The following is a 19,990-nucleotide window of genomic DNA, read 5'->3' as shown; positions in this document are numbered from 1 at the left end:
TTAGGTCTCGTCATCGCTATCCATATAATACGCCAAGCTGAGCAAATCCGCCGTAAAATCCGTATGATGAATGCGAACGCCGTCCGGCGTGCGAAGCACCGTCGGAGCGAAGTTCAGAATGCCCCGGATGCCCGCCGTCACGAACCGATCCGCGACCTTCTGGGCCTCGCTCGCCGGGACGGTGATGATGCCGATGCTGATCTCCTTCTCGCGAACCGTCTGTTCGAGCTCGTCCATCGGCTGAACGATCAGCCGGTTCATCGTCGTGCCGATCTTCGACGGATCGGAGTCGAATACCGCGACGATCTTGACGTTCTCCTTCATGTTGTAATTGCAGAGCGCCCTGCCCAGGTTGCCCGTTCCGACCAGAGCGACATGGCGAGGCTCGTCGAGCTGCAGAATCTGGCGGATCTTCTCGATCAGATAGATGACGTTGTAGCCGACGCCCTTGCGGCCGAAGTCGCCGAAGTAGGCCAGATCCTTGCGAATCTGGGCCGGGTTGAGGTCCAGCTTCCTGCCGAGCTCCTGCGAGGATACCGTCAGGATGTCCGTGCTGCTTAGTTCGTTCAAATATCGGAGATATACGGGCAGTCTGCGGACTACCGCTTCGGAGATTTTATCCGGCTTCATGTCGCTTCGCCCTCCTGAGGCTGAACGGGACCCGCAGGCACTGCCTCGGCCATGTCCAGCCATTCCTTCACTCTTCCCGCCAGCCCCGCATTCGGCAGATGCTCCATCTTCGGACCGGGCAGCGAGTATAGAAAATATTTGCCATAGTTCGTGTCGATCACCCGGGTGTCGTAGACGATAACGATTCCTCGGTCGGTCGCGGTGCGGACGAGCCGCCCGAACCCTTGCTTGAAGCGGATAACCGCTTGCGGCAGCGACAGCTTCATGAACGGGTTCTTCTTCTCCGCGGTCAGCCGCTCGGCCTTCGCTTCGTTCACCGGATGGTTCGGCGGCTGGAACGGCAGCCGAACGATCGCGAGGCAGGTGAGCGCATCCCCCGGCAGATCGACGCCTTCCCAGAAGCTGCTCGTTCCAAGCAGGACGGAACTCTTCTGTTCCTGGAACTGCCGGGTCAGCCGGCTGCGGCTGCTGCCGTCGATGCCTTGCCCGAGCACTTCGATCCGCTGCTCCGCGAGCCGTTCCTTCAGCGGCGTGTAGACCGCCTTCAGCATCCGATGCGACGTGAACAGCACAAGCATCCGGCCGCCCGTCACCACGGCGACGCTGGCGATGGATTCGGTCAAGGCCGTGAGGAATTGCGGATCGCCGTCCTTCCCGCGAATGTTCGGGAAGTCCCGCGGAATAAGCACAAGCGCCTGCTCGCGGTACTTGAACGAAGACGGCACCTGAGCGGTCTTCAGGCGCCCCTGCTTCTCGGCATCATCGAGGCCAAGCTGCTCCTTCACGTAATTGAACGTCTTGTCGACGGTCAATGTCGCGGAAGTCAGAACGACACTGGCCTTGCGGTCGAACATGCCTTCCTTGAGCAATGCGCTGACATCGGCCGGAACGCCGTACATGACGACGGACCGCCCGCGATACTGCGTGTTGCCTTCGAGCCAATAGACGAAGTCCTTGTTGCCGAGCGAGACGAACGCCTGCAGATCGGCCCGGATCTGGGCAAGCTCCTTTACGCTTCCCCCGAGGTCGGTCATAAGCGCCTGCACCGTCAGCTCGTCCGTCCTCTCCCGGATGTCGACAATCAGCTTCTCGAGCGGACGAATGACGTCGCTGAGCAGTTGAACGACATTGTTGCCGTCGACCTGCAGGGCATCCCATCCTTCCGGAAGCTCGGCCGTTCGGAACCGATAGGTGAGGCTGCCGCTCTCTTCGACGGAGGAGTGCGCGTACAGCAAGCCGTACAGCCGATCCATCCAGATCTCCCACGCCTCGCGAATCGCGATCAGCTTGGAGCCGGCTTCCTCCAGCTTCTCGGTCCAGGCCGAAGCGTATTCGTCGCCGGAGCTGGCGAGCAGGCTCATCAGATGGACGACCTGGCCGCTGCGCGCGTCCTTCCATAGCCGGAGGAGCGGATTCAGCAGCGTCTGGTAGCCCGTTCGCTGGCCGAGATGATGGCTCGCCACTTCCTCAAGATGATGCGCCTCGTCCACGATCAGCCGATCGTAAGACGGCAGCAGCCGATTCTCGGCTCGCATATCGGTGAAGACAAGCGCATGGTTCGTAATGATCAGATCGGCGCGGTTCGCCTCCTGGCGCGCCCGATGGTAGAAGCACTTGCGGAACCACGGACACTGGCGGTTGAGGCAGGAATCCGCGTCGCTGGCGACCGCGTTCCATTCGTCCTTGGAGCGACCGCCGAGATTCAGCTCCTCCGCTTCCCCGCGCTCCGTCTCGCCGAGCCATACGGTCATCTGACCGCGGGTGACGAGGTCATCCTTGCCGAGCGCAACCTCGGGTACTTGCATCTGCTGCTCGAACTTGCGCAGGCACAGGTAGTTGGAACGTCCCTTGAAGACGGAAGCCTTGAACGGCACCGGCAGCACCTGCTGCAGAAGCGGCAGATCGCGTTGCCGGAGCTGCTCCTGAAGCTGGATCGTATGGGTGCTGACGATGATTTTTTTGTTCTCCTTCAATCCATAATACAGAGAAGGGAGCAAGTAGCCGAGGGACTTGCCGGTTCCCGTGCCGGCCTCGACCATCAAGTGGGAATCTTCATTAAGCGCGCCGAAAACTTCATCGAACATCAGGTCCTGCCCTTGCCTCGACTCGTAGGACGGGAACAGCTCCTTCAGCCGCGTTCGAACGTCCGCCATGAACGCCGGGAACTCCGTTGCGGACAACTGTTCGCTCGTCTCCAGCTCCTGCCGGGCGGCCGCTTCCTTGGCTTCCTCGTCTTCGGTCCAGTCCGTTACGTTAAGCGCGAATTGGCGATAAAACTCATGGCCGCCGTCTCCCAGATGAGGATTCATCTCCCGCCAGACGAGCGTATCATGAACAAGCCATCCGATGTCGTGGCGGTCCGGATCGAACAAGGAAGCCAGCCGCTGCAACGTAAGCAGCGGAAGCGAGCGCAGGCGCTCCACCGCCCTCAGGAACAGCTCCGCGGTCGAGAGGGCGTCGCTGTCCGCCTGATGCGGCCGATCGTGGCCGATGCCGAGGCTCTGCGTCAAGGCCCCGAGACGGTAAGACGGCATCGAGGGGAACATCAGCCGCGACAATGCGACCGTGTCGAGCACTCTTCCGCCGAACGGCAAATAGCCGCTCTTATCCAGGGCGGCCTGCAAGAACGAGACGTCGAAGTCCGCATTATGCGCGACGATGACAGCATCCTGTAGCAGCGGCACGAGAGCGCTCAGCATCTCGTCGACAGCCGGCGCTTCCTTCACCGTCTCGTCGTCGATCCCGGTCAGCTTCGTGATCCATTCCGGGATCGGCTTCGACGGCTTTACATAAGAAGCGAACGGTTCCCCGATCATTCCGGTATCATCGATAAGGGCCAAACCTACTTGTATAATTTCATCTTGCTCGGGAGAAGTTCCCGTCGTCTCAAAATCAAGAACGGCGTATATCATGCCTGCCTTCCTTTCCTGGCGGGGTGTCCGCGCGGCGGATCGGCGCAGGGGGCGTTCGCTTGGGCAGGCGTGTCGATCAAGCTGGCATCGTGCGCCATAGAGGCGATCAGGCGATCAGGTCCTCATGCCTTCACGAGCGTCTGCATCTCCAAGCTTCCGAATTGCAATTGCAATTGGCCGGAACGATTCCTGCACGATTCCAGGTTGCGGCGCGGGTCCTCGAAGCTTGGATCGGCTTCCGCCGCCCTCTGGAAATAACTTTGGGCTTGCACCAGATTGGCGTATACCGCCTGGACGCAGCCGAGGGCATTCCACGCGATCGCCTGCAGCTTCGGCTGCTCCGACACCGCCGCGATCCACTGGAAGTGGCGCTGAGCGTCCTCGAATTCGCCGAGATGCATCCGGCACATCGCAAGGAACAGCCGGGCGGCGTGGAATTCGGGCTCCAGCTTCAGCGTCTCCTCGAATTGGCAAGCCCCTTCGCGGAACATATGCAACTGGAAGTACCCTTGTCCCTTCGAGTAAGGGACCCACATCGGATGATCGGGGTCTGTGCACGCGGCCGGCGCCGCCTTGCCCGCATGAGCCGACGGAGCGGTCTGAGTCGATTGAGCGGCCGACGGAGCCGGCGGGGACGGATGCGGATGCCTCATGTCCCGGTAGATCGCCATCTTGTCCTCGAACTGAAGCCATGATTCAATAATATCATCACTTAAGGCCTTTAACACGTCCCATTGCTGTTCGAGCTCGTTTTTTTGTTCGGGCGAGGCTTCCGGATAACGTCGAATGAGATCGTCCAGGGTGTCGTTTAATGCGGCGAACCATTGCTGGATCATTCGTTAACTCCCCCAATCGCTTCGGCTACTGCTCATTCTGCGTTCCGGGCGGGGGTTTCATACGCTTTTACAAGACGGTCGAATGAGGCTCTTCCGCCAGCAATCTGGCCAACTGGTTACCTTCGTCCATAATCGCGATCTTCGGACGGTGATTCCTTGCCTCTTCTTCCGTAACAAGCGCGTACGCGATAATAATGACGACATCGCCGGGCTGCACCAGCCGGGCTGCGGCGCCGTTCAGGCAGATGACGCCGGACCCTCTGGGCCCCGGAATGACATAAGTCTCCAGGCGGGCGCCATTGTTATTGTTGACAATCTGTACCTTCTCGTCCGGAAGAATATCGACCGCTTCCATCAGATTCTGGTCGATGGTGATGCTGCCTACATAATGCAAATTCGCTTCCGTGACGGTCGCGCGGTGAATCTTGGACTTCATCATCGTGCGGAACATGGTTGCATTCCCCTCTCAAGCCTGAGGCAGCAAAATATTGTCGATGAGCCGGGTCTTGCCGAACCGGACAGCCACCGCAACAAGAACCCGCCCTGCCTTGGCCGCTTCCTTCTCGTCCTCGAGCGGTGCCAAGGACGGATATTCCACCGCTTCCACGTAATCGATGTCGGCGAGAGGCTGCTCCTCGATCGCTTGCCGGACTCGCTCCTTCAGCTCCTTGGCGTTCGCGCCTGCGGCCGCCCACTCCGGCACCCGCTTCAGCGTCCGCGACAGGACAAGCGCCTGGCTCTTCTCTTCCGGCGACAAATATACGTTCCGGGAGCTCATCGCCAGCCCCGACTCCTCGCGCACGATCGGACAGGGCACGATCTCGACCGGAACGTTCAGATCCTCGGCCATCTGCGTGATGACGGCGAGCTGCTGCGCGTCCTTCAGTCCGAAGTAGGCGCGATCCGGACGAACGAGGTTGAACAGCTTCGTGACAACGATGGCGACACCGTCGAAGTGGCCCGGACGCGAAGCGCCGCACAGGCCCTCCGTCACGCCCGTCAGGGAGATCGTCGTGAGCGGGCGCTTCGGGTACATCTCGCTTACGCTCGGCATAAAGATAAGATCCGCTCCCGCTTCCGCCGCGACGGCGCGGTCCCGCTCCTCGTCTCTCGGGTACCGGTCCAGATCTTCGGTCGGCCCGAATTGCAGAGGATTGACGAACACGCTGAGCACCGTGAAGCCGTTCTCGCTTGCGCTTCGGCGCAGCAGGCTGGCGTGCCCCTCGTGCAGGTAGCCCATCGTCGGCACGAGCCCGATCGTTCCTGCCGCAGCGGCGGCGCGGTATTCGTCAAGGCGGGCATGAAGCTCCGCAATAGTGCGCACGACGGTCGGCACGGATAAAGTCGCTCTCATTGAACGCCACCTCCATACAGCTTGCCTTCGAGCAACCGGGCGGAATCTCCGTCGAGAGGGAAGCCGTGCTTCTCCTCGGGGAAGGCGCCGGTCTTGACGTCCTGAACGTATTCGCCGATTGCGGTGCGAATCGCGGCGCCCACATCGGCATAAGTCTTCACGAATCGCTTGTCGCGTATATTTGAACCGTAGCGGATTAAATCATGATAGACGATAACTTGGCCGTCGCAGCCGCGACCGGCTCCGATCCCGATCGTCGGAATGCCGACTGCGCGCGTGATAGCCTCCGCGATCGGCTCCGTCACAAGCTCGAGCACGATGCCGAACGCTCCCGCTGCTTCGAGCGCCTTGGCGTCCGACAGCAGCTTCTCGATCTCCTTCTCGGCCTTGCCCTGTATCTTGTAGCCGCCGATCTGCAGCACCGATTGCGGCGTGAGGCCGAGGTGCCCGAGCACCGGAATGCCGGCTTCCGTCAGCCGCTTGATCTCATCGGACAGCTCGGCGCCGCCTTCCATCTTCACCGCGTGAGCTCCGCCCTCCTGCATAATGCGGGCCGCGTTGCGAAGCGTCTCCTGCGGAGTGAGCCGATAGGTGGCGAACGGCATGTCCGTAACGATCATCGTGCTCGCTGCGCCGCGCATGACGGCTCTCGTGTGGTAGATCATATCGTTTAACGTAACCGGAACGGTCGTGTCGTACCCCAGAACGACGTTGCCGAGCGAATCGCCGACAAGAATGACGTCGACTTCCGCTTCTTCCGACAGCTGCGCCGACGGGTAATCGTACGCCGTCATCATCGCGATTCGGGCCCCTTGCTGCTTCATCGTCTTCAGACGAGGCGGAGTAAGCGCGTGCTTGGTCATGTGAGTATCCTCCTTAGAAAACAGAAAAAACCTTGTTATTCGCCCATGAGCAAACAAAGGTTTCCATTCAGCAGGAGCGCTTCACGTCCTTCTGTCTCGGTCCCTTCGGCTCAGAGCAGAATCCGCCGCGAATCATCACGGTATTCACTTGGATAATCGGATAATCGCTTGAATCGTGATCGTATCATGTCCGCAAGTGCGATTCGTTAACCGATACCGCCTTGCGTTCCTGATTATAGCAGATTATGCCGGACGCGTCCATGGTCTGGCGCTGCCCTTCCCAGAGCGCCGAACTCGGTCAGGTTAACTAACATGAATGTTGTCATTTTCCGCAAATTGTTGTGTTATTCCATCCCTCGCTCTCTGCTCACGCGATTATTCGTTGACTGAAAGAGAACATTCAGTTAGCATGAGGTCATGTTATCTGACGCGAGAGATAGCCCTTTCCAGCTTCCAGCTATGACTTCATGAAGATCGGTGATTCCATGCAGCAACGAACAAGAATCCTGTGGTCTATCCGAACCAAGCTGATCTCCTTGATCCTGTTCTTCGTGTTCATACCCTTCGCCGTCACCGGACTCCTCTGGTACGAACGTTCGACCGAAGAGATCGAATCCAACGCGATCCAATCCAGCGACCGGTTGATCAAACAGATCAACGGGCAGCTCGATTATTATTTCACGACTCTCCAACGATCCACTTATCCGCTGTTGATTCACCCGCTCGTCCAGGACTTCCTTACCCTCGATCCCGCTGATTCCTATTCCCGTTATGAGCTGACGGGCAGGATTCAGAACGAATTGCTGTCGAATATAGCCTTCAGCCGTCCGGACATCTATAGCATCGCCATCGTCTCCTCCAAGAACATCGCCGTCTCCCAGAGCGGCGGGTACAGCATGATCGAATACTACGAGAATTATGTCGATAAGCTTAACGACGAGAATTACAAGATCGTCGGCGTATCCAAAGTCAATACGCTTCCCGTGTTGACTATCCTCAGGCGATTCGTCGACGCCAAATCCTATCGATCCGCCGGTATGCTCGTCTTGCAGCTTCGCATGAACGAGATTAACCAAATATGCGCGAACGTCAATCTGGGCAGCAGCGGCTTCGTCTGGCTCATGGACGAGAACGGAAGGATCGTTTATCATCCGGACCACGACAAGATCGGACAGCAAGCCGACCGCTCCTTGACGAGCAAGTTCAGCGAAGCCACGAACGGCTGGTTCTCGACCGCGGATCATAAGCTCATCATCTATCATCAATCCGATACGACGCGGTGGACGATGGTTTCCGAAGTTCCGCTGCGGGAGCTGACGGAGAATATCACTTGGGTGCGCAACTTCAATGTGTGGATCGGTATCGTCTTGCTCTCGTCCACAACGTTGCTGCTGGTCGGCTTCTCCTTCCAGCTTACCCGCTCCATCAAGCGGCTCCAGCGGCTTATGCGGCTAGCCGAAGAAGGCGATCTGAACGCGAGGGCTCCCGACCGTAACCGGGATGAGATCGGCGACCTGAACCGCAGCTTTAATCTGATGGTCTCCAAGATCAAGAATCTTATGGAAGAGGTCCACACCTCCCGATTGAAGGAGAACGAGTTGGAGATTCGCCGGCAGAACTCGGAGCTGGAGGCTCTTTACTCCCGTATCAACCCGCATTTCCTCTATAACACGCTGGAGATGATGAACTCCCATGCAATTCTGATCGGTTCCGCGATCATCAGCAAGATGTCGACGTCGCTCGCGGACCTATTCCGCTATAGTATCAGCAATCCCAAGGAGCGGGTGACGCTCGAGGACGAGATCCGCAACACCCGCCAATACCTCGATATCCAGAAACAGCGATTCCCGCATTTGATCGTCGAATACGGCTTCGACGAGAAAGGGCTGCAGCGGGTGTTGGCCATCCGGCTGATGGTTCAGCCCCTGATCGAGAATTCGTTCCTGCACGGCTACCAGACCCGCAAGCTCAAGTTGGGATATATCGGCCTATTCGGAAGAGTCGAAGACGAAGCCTACGTTCTCACGATCGTCGATCGGGGCAAGGGGATGGATCCCGCGATCATGGAGAAGTACAACGAAGCATTCTCCGGCACGGAAGACAACCTGCCCATTAGCAAGAAAGACCGAATCGGACTCTGGAACGTCCATCAGAGAATCCGGCTGACCTACGGTCCTCCGTTCGGCCTCGCGATCCGAGATTCGGGAACGAGCGGGACGGAGATCGAGATACTGCTGCCATTATTATCGACAGGAGGGGAATCCGATGCCTAAAGTGCTGATAGCGGACGATGAACATATGATCAAGTTAAGCCTGACCAAGCTGATCGACGATTCGAATAGCGGATTCAAGGTAGTCGGCCTCGCCGACGACGGACAGGAAGCTCTCGAGAGCATCGAGAGCTTGAACCCCGATCTCTTGATTACCGATATCAACATGCCGGTCATGGACGGCTTCGAGCTTATCGCCGAATTGGGGAGAACGCGAAGAGACCTGGACATCGTCGTAATCTCGGGCTATGACGAGTTCGAATATGTGCAAAGCGCGCTTCGGCACGGCGTCTCGGATTACTTGCTCAAGCCCGTTAAGTCCGATCAAGTGCTGCGAATGCTTAACAAGCTAAGCGAGAAACGATCGGCAGAACGCGAATCCCGCCAGCTTAGAAGCAGCAGCATCAAAGACAGCAAATCGCTCGCGGAACGATTGGCCGATTCCTTGTGGAGCGCGCACGAGCCCGAAGTCGCCCAGGCGATTGCAGACGTTCGCGAGCACTCGGCGAGCTTGGAGTCCAGCCAGTACCCTCCTTCTCCCTTCTTCCTTGACCTGCTGGTCTTCTTGAACGATGAGCTTATCCGGCTCAGCGGCGGCTCTATCAGTTCGAAGCAAGCTTTCGAAGAGGAATGGCGAGGAGCGGCCGCTCCGATGACGGATCAACTTGAGCGGCTGGCGAAGGAGCTTATCGAAGCGGTGCGTTCGACGAGGAATTGGGGCTATAAGAAGCAGATCGCCAAGTCGATCGACTTCCTGAACGAGCGCTGCGGCGACGAAGGATTAACGCTTCAGACGGTCGCCGAGCATGTCGGCATGTCTTCCGGCTACTTCAGCCGCATCTTTAAGGACATGATGGGCGAGAGCTTTATTCAATATTTGATCAACCTTCGCTTGGAGCGGGCGAAGGCGTTGCTCGCCGAATCCGACTGCTTGACCTATGAAGCCGCCTATAAGGTCGGCTACTCGGATTATCCTCACTTCGCCAAAGCTTTCAAAAGGAAGTTCTCCCTCTCTCCTTCGGAGTACCGCAAGAATATGAGCCAATAGATCCGATAGATCCGATAAAGAAGAATAGAAACGCAAACAAAGCGGCACCGCTAAGCCTCCCCGAATAACGCAGGGGAACGCTTTGCGGTGCCGTTTCTTCCACCAATCGCCCGATTAGGCTTCCTTAACCGATCTCCCGGCCTTAACGAAGAGCAGGATCAGAGTCCCGGCGAGCGCGCTGATCGCGCATACGAGATACATCAGGTCCGGACCGCCGACTTCGAGCAAATATCCGTTCAGCAGGTTGCCGACGATGCCGCCGAACCCGGAGAACACCATGTTGAACAAGCTTTGACCGGTCGCTTGCATCCCCTTGCCGGAAGAGCCGGCGACGAACTCGACTGCCGCCACATAGAAGAAGCCGAACGAGACCCCGTGCAAGACCTGGACGGCGACGATGACCTCCGGAATCGGGAACAGCCATTGAATGCCCCACCTAAGGACGTATGCGGCCGAAGCGAGCAGCAGCACGTTCTTGATTCCCCACTTCTTCTGCAAGGCGGAGCCGACCAGCATGGCAGGCACGTTCGTGAGCGAGGCGATCAACAGGGCGATGCCGGACAAGCCATAGCTGCCTCCCGCCATCTGAAAGGTCAGAACGAAGTAGGAATTGAACGCCGTTAAAGTCTGATTGATCATGAAGCATCCGATCAGGAAGAAGAGGAACGAGCGATTGCCGAGCAGTCTCCTTAACCCTTCTCCGAAGGCGACGGAACCCGCCTTCCTCTCGGTAGCCGCCGGCAGGGCGCCGATCGAGACAAGCCCGAGAAGACTCAACAGCAGGAACGGAACCCAAAGGGCCGTGATCGAGCAGAACATCAGATACATGCCGGCCAGATAACCTCCGATCGCATTGCCGAAGCTGCCGAAGCTGCGTATCTTGCCGTACGTCGTGTTCGCTTCCTTCGCCGCGCGGACCGCATACGAGTCGGAGATCGGCGCTTGCGTCGCCTGGAATACGGTCGTAACCATATAGACGACCAGAATGGCCGCGAACCACTGCAGATTATAGAAATAAGCCAGGACGGCGGGAATCGCCAGACTGAGCATCAACACGAGTCTAGTCTGCTGGTATCGGTCGACAAGCACGCCCCACAACGGCTGCACGACGATCGAAGCGATTTTGCCTGCCGACATGATGATGCCCACTTGGCTGCTGGCGATGCCCTGATGCACGAACAGATTGGTCAGATAGGGTCCCATCATCCCGCCGGACAACCCCATGATCAGGTACAAGCTTCTAAGATGGAACAGGGTGGACGTTTTACGTACGGCCGTTTGAGTTTGTTCCGCTATCACATGAACATCTCCACTCGGGTAGGAATCGGGACAGACGAACGGTATCCGCCGCAACCGGCAGATACCGTTCTATCCCCCATTAGTTTCAATGACTGGCGTTATACCAAGCCGTCGCTTCTTCGATCAACTTCTCTCCGCCGCGGCTCTTCCAGTCCGCAACGAACTTGTCGAAGTTGTCGATCGACTCCTTGCCCGTAATGACCTTCGCCGCGAATTCAAGCCATAGCCCCTTGAAGCCGAGCTCCGGACGGGATTGCAGCGTCGGCAAGGCCGGCATGCCCGCTCCGTCGTTGACGACGCCTTCTTTGGCCGAGATCTCGAGAGCCTGAACGACCAGTTCGTTGTTCGGCTTGTTCTTCATGAACTCCTCGTTGGTCAAGTAGTTCTGCCCCGTGAACTGGTACCACTCCTGACGAGCCATCTCCTCTTGGATCTCGTCCGCGGTAGACGGGCTCTTATACTCGATGCTGTCGCCGGACACCGTGTAGTTGTCTCCCTCGATGCCGTAAGTCGTGAACTTCTTCCCTTCTTCCGTAAAGAAGAAGTCGAGGAACTTGAGGATGGCTTCCGGGTTCTTGGCGGTCTTCGGAATGACCCATGCCTTGTCGGCGATCGTCGAGCGGATCAGTCCGCCGCTCTTGCCGTCCGGACCGACCGGCGCGGCGACGGGAACGACAACCGCCTCCGGCACGTTCTTCTTCGTCTCGCTCGCCCACAGCTCCGCCTCGGTCGCGGAATGCTGCCAGAAGCCGACCACGTTCTTGCCGCGAATCTTCGCATCCCAATCCTTGCCTTCCTGCACGAACGCTTCGGCGTCGAACAGCTTCTCGTCGTAGAGCATCTTATAGAAAGCCAAAGCATCCTTCATCTGCGGCAAAATCTGGTTCGGGGTCAGCTTGCCGTCCGCCAGCGTCCATCCATCCGGATTGACTCCGAAGGCGCCGAAGAAAATATCGCCGGACTTGAACTCCTTGCGAGCCGTATAGGGAATCTCGTCCGCCTTGCCGTTGCCGTTCGGGTCGTTGTCGCGGAACGCCCTGAGAGTAGTCACGTATTCGTCGAGAGTCTGCGGCACCGGCAAGCCCAACTTGTCCAGCCAATCCTTGCGAATGAAGGAGACGAATCCGTGCGGAGCGGCTTCCAGCGTCGGAATGCCGTAGATAACGCCGTCCTTGCTGATCGTTCCGAACTTCCATTCTTCCTCGGTGAGCGCCTTCTTCATGTTCGGAGCGTATCGATCGATCAGATCGTTAAGCGGCAGCAAGGCTCCCGCCGCGACGGCCGGCTCCACTTGCGAAGTATTAATGCCCTTAGTCTCGATCAGGTCCGGCAAGTTGCCGCCCGCGAAGATCAGTTGAAGCTTCTGATCGAAGTCGGCATGCGGGATCAATTCCACGTCGAGATCGACTCCCGCAGCTTTCTCGAGCTCGGTCATATACTTGTCTTTATTGATATCCGACAGACCCTCGATGTACGGATACCCCCCTGTCCCCTTCGCTACCTTGATGACGACCGGCTCCGCGGAACCCGTTGATGCCGAACCGCCTGAAGCGGCCGGACCAGACGAATCTCCGTTATTGCTTCCGCATGCCGACAGACTAAGACCGACCAATGCCACGCTTGCCGCCGTTAGGGCGGTTTTGTTCCACTTGCTGCTCCCTCTCATCTCCATCTCTCCTCATACCGTCTTTGTCTTTTTTATGCGAATTAACCTTTGACCGCTCCGAGCATCGAGCCCTTCACGAAGTGCTTCTGAATCAAAGGATAAATCAACAATATCGGAAGCGTGGTGAAAATAATGGTGGCCATCCGGATTCCTTCCATCGATTGGAGCGCCGTGCCGGCCGTACGCATGAGCTCGTCGGCGTCGGAGCCGGTCAGTAGTTGCCTGACTTTGACTTGCAGCGGGTACAGCTTGGAATCTTGAATGAACATGATGGCATTATAGTAACCATTCCACAGGGAAACCGCGTAGAAGAGACCGATCGTGCTGAGTGAAGGAATGGAGACCGGAAGAACGATTCTCCACCAGATTCCGTATTCGGAGCTCCCATCGATCTTAGCCGCTTCGATCACCCCTTCCTCCAGGTTACGGAAGAAAGCGATCATGATGATGAGATTATAGGAGCTGATTAACGTCGGGAGGATGATTGACCATAACGTATTCAACAGCCCGAGTCCCTTAATGAGCAGGAAGTTGGGAATGAGCGGAATTTGGAAAATCATCGTGAACACAATAAGCATCATAATCCACCTCTTGCCCCTCAGCTCTTCGCGAGTCAACGCATAGGCCATAAGCGAGGTGAAGATCAAGCTAAGCGCGGTGCCGATAGACGTGACGTAGACCGTAACCCCGAACGACCTCCAGATGGCGGGATCCGTCATGACGGCGCGGTAGTTGTCCAGATTGAAGCCTACGGGCAGGAGATCGACCTCGCCTCTAAGCAAGGCCGTTCCGCTGCTGAAGGATCCGGCAAGCACGTTTAGAAAAGGGAACAGCATCGTCAGAGAGACGAGAGTCAGGAATGCGTAGTTGAATCCGATGAACCATTTGCGCGGCGCGCTAGCTCTTATCACGAGGCCGATCTCTCCTTTGCCACTAATAAATCGAATTGCCGGTCGTTCTTTTGCTCAGTTGGTTGGCGCCGACGACAAGGACGAGACCGATAACCGACTTGAACAGTCCGATGGCCGTCGTATAGCTTAATTGCCCTCCCAGTAGACCCAAACGATAGATAAAGGTATCCAGCACTTCGCCGGTATCGTACACGAGCGGGTTCAGCAGCATGTAGATATGCTCGAAGCCCAAATCCATCATGCTGCCTATCTTCAGCAGGAGCACGACCATGATTGTCGGAAGCAGGCTTGGCAGGGTGATGCTGACGAGCTGCCTAAGCTTGCCGGCTCCGTCGACTTGCGCCGATTCGTACATCTCGGGATTAATGCCCGCCAGGGCGGCCAGGAAGACGATCGTCCCCCACCCGACTTCCTTCCAGACGCCGGAAGTGATGATGATCGAGCGGAAGTACGAAGACTCCTGCATAAAGCTGATCGGTTCCCTTCCGAACCATCCGAGAACCTCGTTCACGAAACCGGTCGACGGAGACAGCAGGCTGATCGTCAATCCGCCTACGATGACCCAGGACAAGAAGTGAGGAAGGTACATCAGCGTCTGGAACGTTCGCTTCAGGAAGCTGTGCCCCACTTCGTTCAGCAGCAAAGCGAGCAAGATCGGCGTCGGGAATTCGAAGATCAACTGGTAGAAACTGATAATCATCGTGTTCTTGAATATCCTCGCGAATTCGGGATATTCGAAGAGCTCCTTGAAGTGGGCGAATCCGACGAACGGGCTGTGAAGAATTCCTTCGTAATAGTTGTAATTCTGGAAGGCAATAACGATCCCCAGCATCGGAAACACCTTGAACAGTAGGAAAAAGACGATTCCCGGAGCAACCATGCTGTAGATCTGCCAGTTCTTCACCAAGTGGTGGCGCTTCTTCTCGTCGGCGATCGGCCTTGCCTCTGCCGGAGGAGAGCTTCGTGTCAATTGAATATCCGTAAGTTCCGCCATGCTGCGCCCCTCCTATGCTTTGCGCTTTGTCCGTAAAATGACTCGATTGACGAGTATTCGATTGCAGAACACGCCTTTCTTATGTCATGTTTTCTCCCTTTGCAATTAGAAGTATAATATCTGCGTGAGGTTCATTGACATGTAGTTTTCGGAGAGAAGTTGTCATTTTCAACAGCGATCTCCGCTGCCGGGTCCCGGCAACGCGCCAAAGCCGCCGCGGATCCGATACCCGATCGAATTCGCGGCGGCTTAACTTGCGTGGATGAGACTATTCGACGATAGCCGCGATATGCAGCTCTCCCCTTCTAACCCGCGTGGGAAGCGCAAGCTCCAGGACCCCGTTGGATCGAGTTTGGAACGGAATCGCTTCGCCGTCCAGTTGCGCTTGATAACGGTAATTCGGATTCATGCAAACGAGCGCCGCGTAGGTTTGTCCGGCCTCACCGTGATAATCGAAGGCGGCTTGGAATTGGGAATGGTCCGCGGAGAAGGCGCCGGAACGGACCCACACATCGAACCCCCAGGTCGCCCTCCCCGGACGGTAATAAGCGGAGAACCAGTTCAGCACCGGAGCGGACAAGGCGCCGAACTGGTGCCAGCCCGCTCCGCGTCCCGAGTCGACGATGAAGTGCTCAAGCGAATGGTAAGTGGCTTCCGCCTCTCTTTTCCACAAGCGAAGTGCCGTATCGGCTATTCTGTACGCCTCGTTCGGCCGACCCAGATCGAGCATCGTCTTCCAGAAGAACCACTGATGGGCCATCCATACGGCTCCGTTCCAGTACCCGTCATTCCGGTAATAGGCCGCCGATTGGTCTACTGCCGTAAGTCCTATCGGACTCCACAACCGCGCTTTATCGAACAGCTTCTCGAGAAGAACGAGGCTTCTGTCTTCGTCTTCGATGCCGGCAACGAGTGGATAGACGCCATCGAAACCGCGGTTCAGGTTGTCGCCGCTCTCATGCTTAAGCAAGCCCGCAGGCTGGCCTTCGGAATCGTGAACGACATACCCGTAATAGCCGCTCTGCTCATCCCAAGCGTAACGGTGGATCGATTCGCTCATGTTGCGGATGTCACGTTCGTAGCCGGCCGCGTCGTCTTCTTTGTCTCCCAACGCCAGAGCGGCCATCCTCAATATTTTGGCGATTCGAATCGCATGGGCCGTAACCGATACCGGGGTTACCCGGTCCTCCATTCCATTCTCGTGAACGTGAACCTGAGGGGGGTAATCGTCCCACCCTCCGGAATTGTAGAAGTAGTCCCACGATTTGAGAAGCCCCGACTTCATCGTCGCCATCGTCGATCCCGGCGTTTGACCGCTCTGGAAGAGATAATATTGCCTTAGCCTCGGGTAGAAATGCTGCAGGAGCTCCTCGGAGCCGCCTTGGTTCCACAGTTCAAGGAACAAATAATGCTGCACCGGAACGGGGCTTCCATGGTGGATGAACGCCGCATGCGCATTACCCGGTTCCGTCACGTAAGCGTTCAAGCAATCAATCGCCCGTTCGCGGTCGATCTCGGCCAGCCCGAGTCCTATGAAGCCCGCATCCCACGTATACAAGGAGTCCCACCACCTCCCCGGAGTGTAGTGACGAATATATTGCCGCTGCGTGTACACCGGGTAAACGACGTTCAGCAGGAGCGTCGACTGCATGATCCGCTGGCTGAATCGGTACGTCTCTCCCTCTGGATGGACCGACGGCATGTAAGTATTCTCCAGCGCCCGCAAGCAAGCCTCCTCGCAGGCGTCCGGCGAAGCGTCCCAATCCTCGATGAACGCCCTGGCTTCCTCTAACGTGCCGGAGCACACGGCCGCGTACACGGTGCGGCTCGACATGGGCTCGATCGGAATAGGACGCAGATAGATGTCGCTGAAGTGGCCTTCCCCTTTGCCCCTAAGAACCTTCTCCGTATGATGGTGAACATTGTGGCGCATCGTCATATCGAGCTCGGCGCTGACGTATTCCCTAAGAACGAATTGCGGGTGCGTCCAAACGATCGCGTAATAGGCAGGGCTATCTTCGAATTTGTAGATAACGCTTCCCTGCCGTGGTCCCTCGATTTGCTCCGGTTCGGGGTTCCTCGTTAAGTCTTCGAAGACGATCTCCCCGGCGAGTCGCGATTCCGAGATAACGAGACCATCCAGCGCGATCTCCCCTTGGCCGATCGATTCCATCGAGAGCCGATGGCTTCCGGCTTCCAATCGCCCCAAGCGAACGGTCGCTGATTCCATCTCTCCGGTTCCCGCCAGCTCGAGCTGCATCTCGATGACGCCCGAGAGCTTAAAGCCGGGACAGGTCCCCCGTTCGGCTCTGTAGCGAACGGTCAACGCGGCGTCGGAATAGTCTCGCTCCAGCTCCGCCGCATAGACTGCCTGATCGCCTCTATCCGCGCCGAATCCTCTGCCGAGCACGGAGCCTCCGACGGAATGATGCTCCCTTGCTTCTCCTCGATACCACCCGTCGTAGACAAGGCCGTCGGTCGGACGCGGCTTCGCGAAGCTCATGCTTACATAATCAAGCGCGTCGATCCAAACAGCCCCGTCCGGCAGCTTCGCCTCGGCGAACGTCAGATTTTCCTTATGCGAACCGATCTGCGGATATTGAATCGATGAGAGGTAATGGAGAATGACATTCTGGCTCAGCTCCGTGCTGTTGACGAACTCGCAACGGATGAGCCTGGAGCTATCGGTCAGACGAGAATACGAGATGTCGGCATAAAGCTTGTCCTTCCACTCCAACTCGTGGCGGAAGCTGTAATAAGTCAAGTCCGGAGCCGCTTCCCAAGGATGATATCCCGATTCCCAGGTAACGTTAGGAACCTCCGTGTTGCGCCGGTACAAGCCCGGCATGACGCTTAGATCGAATCGGATCCCCCGCTTCCGATCGGCGATATGGGAGATTCCGATGTACTTCTTCGTATAAGGACCCCATTCCGGCAGCCTCAAATCATGCGTGTTCTCCAGATGTTTCATCGTCGCTCACTCCTCCCTGCTCTCAGCTTCGGCATCGCGGCGCTGAGCCGTTCCGATTGCCTATGCAACTTGAGTATAAGAGGCGCGGCCATTCGGCGACAGTCTCGCTAAAGCGATCTTTACATTCGATTGTGTGATGTATGTTATAATAGCTCACAACTTTGATTAACGTTCCGGTACGGAGAGGATTGTTGCCGCATGAGATCGATGGGAACGCAGACCCTGCTCAACGAAGAGATCGAATATCTGGATCCGCTTCTATGCCTGCGATTGGAGGAGGAGCTGTATTACCCCTGCGGGAACACGAGGTTCGGGAAGTGGCATTATCATCGGGAGATCGAGATCATCGCCGTTCGGGAAGGTCGCCTCGGCATCGAGACGGCCGAGGCGACCTATGAGTTAAGCGCGGGGGATGTGTGCGTGCTTGGGGCTTCGGAGGTTCATAGAAGCCGCAAGACGGGGGTGGACAATCTGAGGTATTGGGTGCTTCAATTCGATCCGGCTCCCTACTTCGATTCGTCATCGGTCGTCTATCTGGGCGCTTTCACGGATGAGGGTGTGCCTCTTAGCCGGCTTAGTTCCATCTTTGCCGACAACAAGGAATGTGCCTCGGAAGCCTATGGGTTGATCGAACGGTTGAACGAGATCGTCGTTCGCAGAGACAAGGGTTACGGGCTTGCCATTAGCTCGATCGTCAAGCATCTGTTATGGATTCTAATTCGCGAGGATCGAAGCGGAACAATACCGGGCGAAGAAGACCATCCCGGACGCCTTCGCTTGCGGCCCGCGCTGCTCCATATCGAGAATCATTTATCCGAACGGATTGCGGTCGAAGATCTCTCTTCCCTGCTCAACTTCAGCTACCATCACTTCGTGAAGCTGTTTCAGAAGACGATTGGCTTGTCTTTAACGGAGTATTTGCACTATCGCAGAATCAAAGAAGCCGAGAAGCTGCTTCTGACCGAGGATTGGAATCTCGCCCAGATCGGGGAAGCCGTCGGGATTCCCAGCTCGGCCCAATTCCACAAACTGTTCAGAAGAATTCACGGTTGCTCCCCGAAACAATATAAGGACCGCAGGCGCGGTCCCGAGACGATTTAAACTTGGTGTTACGGCGGGAATTACTTCTCCCACGGATTTATCTCCGCCGAGTAGACCGTCTGCATGCTCTCGCCTTCCATCTCGACGATTAAGGCTCCCATCTCGCTGATGCCGCGAGGAATTCCCTCTATGCGGCCGCTCGCCGTCGTGAGAACGGTCGGTTTATTCAGATTGATCGACCGGGCTTCCCATAACAAGCGAATCGTTTCGAAGCCGCTGGCATTGTAGACGGCATAGAGATCCTCGAATTCCTTCAGGATCTCCGCAATCAGCTCCGTCCGATCCAGCATGCGCCCGCACGCCATTCGCAGCGATACCGCCTTGGCCGCAACCTCCTCCGGATAGTCGGAAGCCTCCAGGTTGACGGATACGCCCATCCCGACGACTACATATCGAATGCGCTCGTCCTCCGCGGCCGACTCGAGCAAGATTCCGGTTATTTTCTTCCCATCCACCAACAGATCGTTCGGCCACTTGATCCCGATGTCCAGTCCAGTGACCCGTTCGATGGCGCGATTAAGCGCGACGGCCGCCAGCAAGGTAAGCTGCGGGGTCTGAAGCAGAGGAACGTTGGGCCTTAGCAGCAAGCTCATCCAGATTCCCTTGCCGGCCGGAGACACCCAAGACCGTCCCATCCTGCCTCTTCCTTGGTTCTGCTGCTCGGCGATGACAAGGGTCCCTTCCGGAGCCCCTTCTTCCGCGAGTTCCCGAAGAACGTCCTGCGTGGAGGATACGACCTCGTGCACGCGAACGTTGCGACCGAACGTCCGGGTGGATAATTTAAAGGTAAGCTCGACCGGAGAGATTCGGGAGGGGCGCTCGATAATTCGGTACCCCATGCGGGTAACCGCTTCGATCTTATATCCTTGCGCCTCCAGCTTGCGGATCTGCTTCCAGATCGCCGTGCGGCTCACGCTGAGCTTCTGGCTGATCTCTTCTCCCGAGACGAACTCTCCCGGCTTCTCTTCCAGCAAGGAAAGCAGCGTTGGCGCTCCCACCGTCATGACCTCCCCTCACTCTGTCAACTAACACACACACAATCGCGACCTCGGACCGCCCCTAGCGACCACTTGTATGCTAAAAACCGCATATAATCGCGACTCAACCGCCCCAGACGACCACTTGTGTGCTAAAA

At 57.1% G+C, this 19,990-nt stretch carries 15 protein-coding genes; 3 read left to right on the top strand and 12 right to left on the bottom strand.

The annotated features are described in order from the left end of the window. The 6 genes from E6C55_RS14510 to panB all read right to left on the bottom strand — a co-directional run bounded on the left by E6C55_RS14510 (window position 1) and on the right by panB (window position 6,595). The gene (locus tag E6C55_RS14510; RefSeq protein WP_136370511.1) at window positions 1-630 is read right to left on the bottom strand and encodes a redox-sensing transcriptional repressor Rex; all 630 of its coding nucleotides are present in this window, start codon (window positions 628-630) and stop codon (window positions 1-3) included. Continuing rightward, window positions 627-3,542 carry an ATP-dependent DNA helicase DinG gene (dinG, locus tag E6C55_RS14505; RefSeq protein ID WP_136370510.1) on the bottom strand — a complete coding sequence of 972 codons (2,916 nt, stop codon included), beginning with the start codon at window positions 3,540-3,542 and terminating at the stop codon, window positions 627-629. Before dinG ends, E6C55_RS14510 begins: the two co-directional genes overlap by 4 nt. 122 nt (window positions 3,543-3,664) lie before the next feature. Further along, window positions 3,665-4,378, bottom strand: coding sequence for a hypothetical protein (locus tag E6C55_RS14500; RefSeq protein ID WP_136370509.1), 714 nt, complete (start codon window positions 4,376-4,378; stop codon window positions 3,665-3,667). 67 nt (window positions 4,379-4,445) lie between these two features. Beyond that, window positions 4,446-4,829, bottom strand: coding sequence for an aspartate 1-decarboxylase (gene panD, locus E6C55_RS14495; RefSeq protein WP_136370508.1), 384 nt, complete (start codon window positions 4,827-4,829; stop codon window positions 4,446-4,448). Window positions 4,830-4,844: 15 nt separating this feature from the next. Next, window positions 4,845-5,732 (bottom strand): pantoate--beta-alanine ligase, encoded by an 888-nt coding sequence (gene panC, locus E6C55_RS14490; protein ID WP_136370507.1) that lies wholly within the window; start codon window positions 5,730-5,732, stop codon window positions 4,845-4,847. Next, on the bottom strand, window positions 5,729-6,595 hold the full coding sequence (gene panB / locus E6C55_RS14485) for a 3-methyl-2-oxobutanoate hydroxymethyltransferase (RefSeq protein ID WP_136370506.1): 867 nt from the start codon (window positions 6,593-6,595) through the stop codon (window positions 5,729-5,731). Before panB ends, panC begins: the two co-directional genes overlap by 4 nt. A 485-nt stretch (window positions 6,596-7,080) precedes the next feature. Here panB and E6C55_RS14480 point away from each other — a divergent pair, with 485 nt between their 5' ends. Together E6C55_RS14480 and E6C55_RS14475 are read left to right on the top strand one after the other, a co-directional pair. Then, window positions 7,081-8,868: a sensor histidine kinase gene (locus E6C55_RS14480; RefSeq protein ID WP_168735642.1), complete on the top strand. Its 1,788-nt coding sequence runs from the start codon at window positions 7,081-7,083 to the stop codon at window positions 8,866-8,868. Beyond that, window positions 8,861-9,913: a response regulator transcription factor gene (locus tag E6C55_RS14475; RefSeq protein ID WP_136370504.1), complete on the top strand. Its 1,053-nt coding sequence runs from the start codon at window positions 8,861-8,863 to the stop codon at window positions 9,911-9,913. The genes E6C55_RS14480 and E6C55_RS14475 overlap by 8 nt, the downstream gene beginning before the upstream one ends. A gap of 114 nt (window positions 9,914-10,027) precedes the next feature. Here E6C55_RS14475 and E6C55_RS14470 read toward each other — a convergent pair whose 3' ends face one another. From E6C55_RS14470 to E6C55_RS14450, 5 genes are all read right to left on the bottom strand, one after another. Then, a complete protein-coding gene (locus E6C55_RS14470; RefSeq protein WP_230986687.1) occupies window positions 10,028-11,212 on the bottom strand; it encodes an MFS transporter in 1,185 nt (394 codons plus the stop codon). Between the two features lie 85 nt (window positions 11,213-11,297). Then, window positions 11,298-12,878, bottom strand: coding sequence for an extracellular solute-binding protein (locus E6C55_RS14465; RefSeq protein WP_168735641.1), 1,581 nt, complete (start codon window positions 12,876-12,878; stop codon window positions 11,298-11,300). A gap of 41 nt (window positions 12,879-12,919) precedes the next feature. Further along, complete coding sequence (locus E6C55_RS14460; protein WP_230986686.1) at window positions 12,920-13,789, bottom strand: carbohydrate ABC transporter permease; 870 nt, start codon at window positions 13,787-13,789, stop codon at window positions 12,920-12,922. Between the two features lie 22 nt (window positions 13,790-13,811). Beyond that, a complete protein-coding gene (locus tag E6C55_RS14455) occupies window positions 13,812-14,783 on the bottom strand; it encodes an ABC transporter permease (RefSeq protein ID WP_230986685.1) in 972 nt (323 codons plus the stop codon). 268 nt (window positions 14,784-15,051) lie between these two features. Further along, window positions 15,052-17,754, bottom strand: coding sequence for an MGH1-like glycoside hydrolase domain-containing protein (locus E6C55_RS14450; protein ID WP_136370502.1), 2,703 nt, complete (start codon window positions 17,752-17,754; stop codon window positions 15,052-15,054). A 198-nt stretch (window positions 17,755-17,952) separates the two neighbouring features. Between E6C55_RS14450 and E6C55_RS14445 the strand changes: the two genes are divergently transcribed. Further along, complete coding sequence (locus tag E6C55_RS14445; protein ID WP_136370501.1) at window positions 17,953-18,855, top strand: AraC family transcriptional regulator; 903 nt, start codon at window positions 17,953-17,955, stop codon at window positions 18,853-18,855. 20 nt (window positions 18,856-18,875) lie between these two features. Here E6C55_RS14445 and E6C55_RS14440 read toward each other — a convergent pair whose 3' ends face one another. Next, the gene (locus tag E6C55_RS14440) at window positions 18,876-19,859 is read right to left on the bottom strand and encodes a biotin--[acetyl-CoA-carboxylase] ligase (RefSeq protein ID WP_136370500.1); all 984 of its coding nucleotides are present in this window, start codon (window positions 19,857-19,859) and stop codon (window positions 18,876-18,878) included. Between the last annotated feature and the right edge of the window lie 131 nt (window positions 19,860-19,990).

The organism is Cohnella fermenti, assembly GCF_004801405.1.
In the GTDB taxonomy this organism is placed as follows: Bacteria; Bacillota; Bacilli; order Paenibacillales; family Paenibacillaceae; genus Cohnella; species Cohnella fermenti.
The sequence above is the reverse complement of the archived record's forward strand: the minus strand, read 5'-3'. Positions and strand labels throughout refer to the sequence as shown.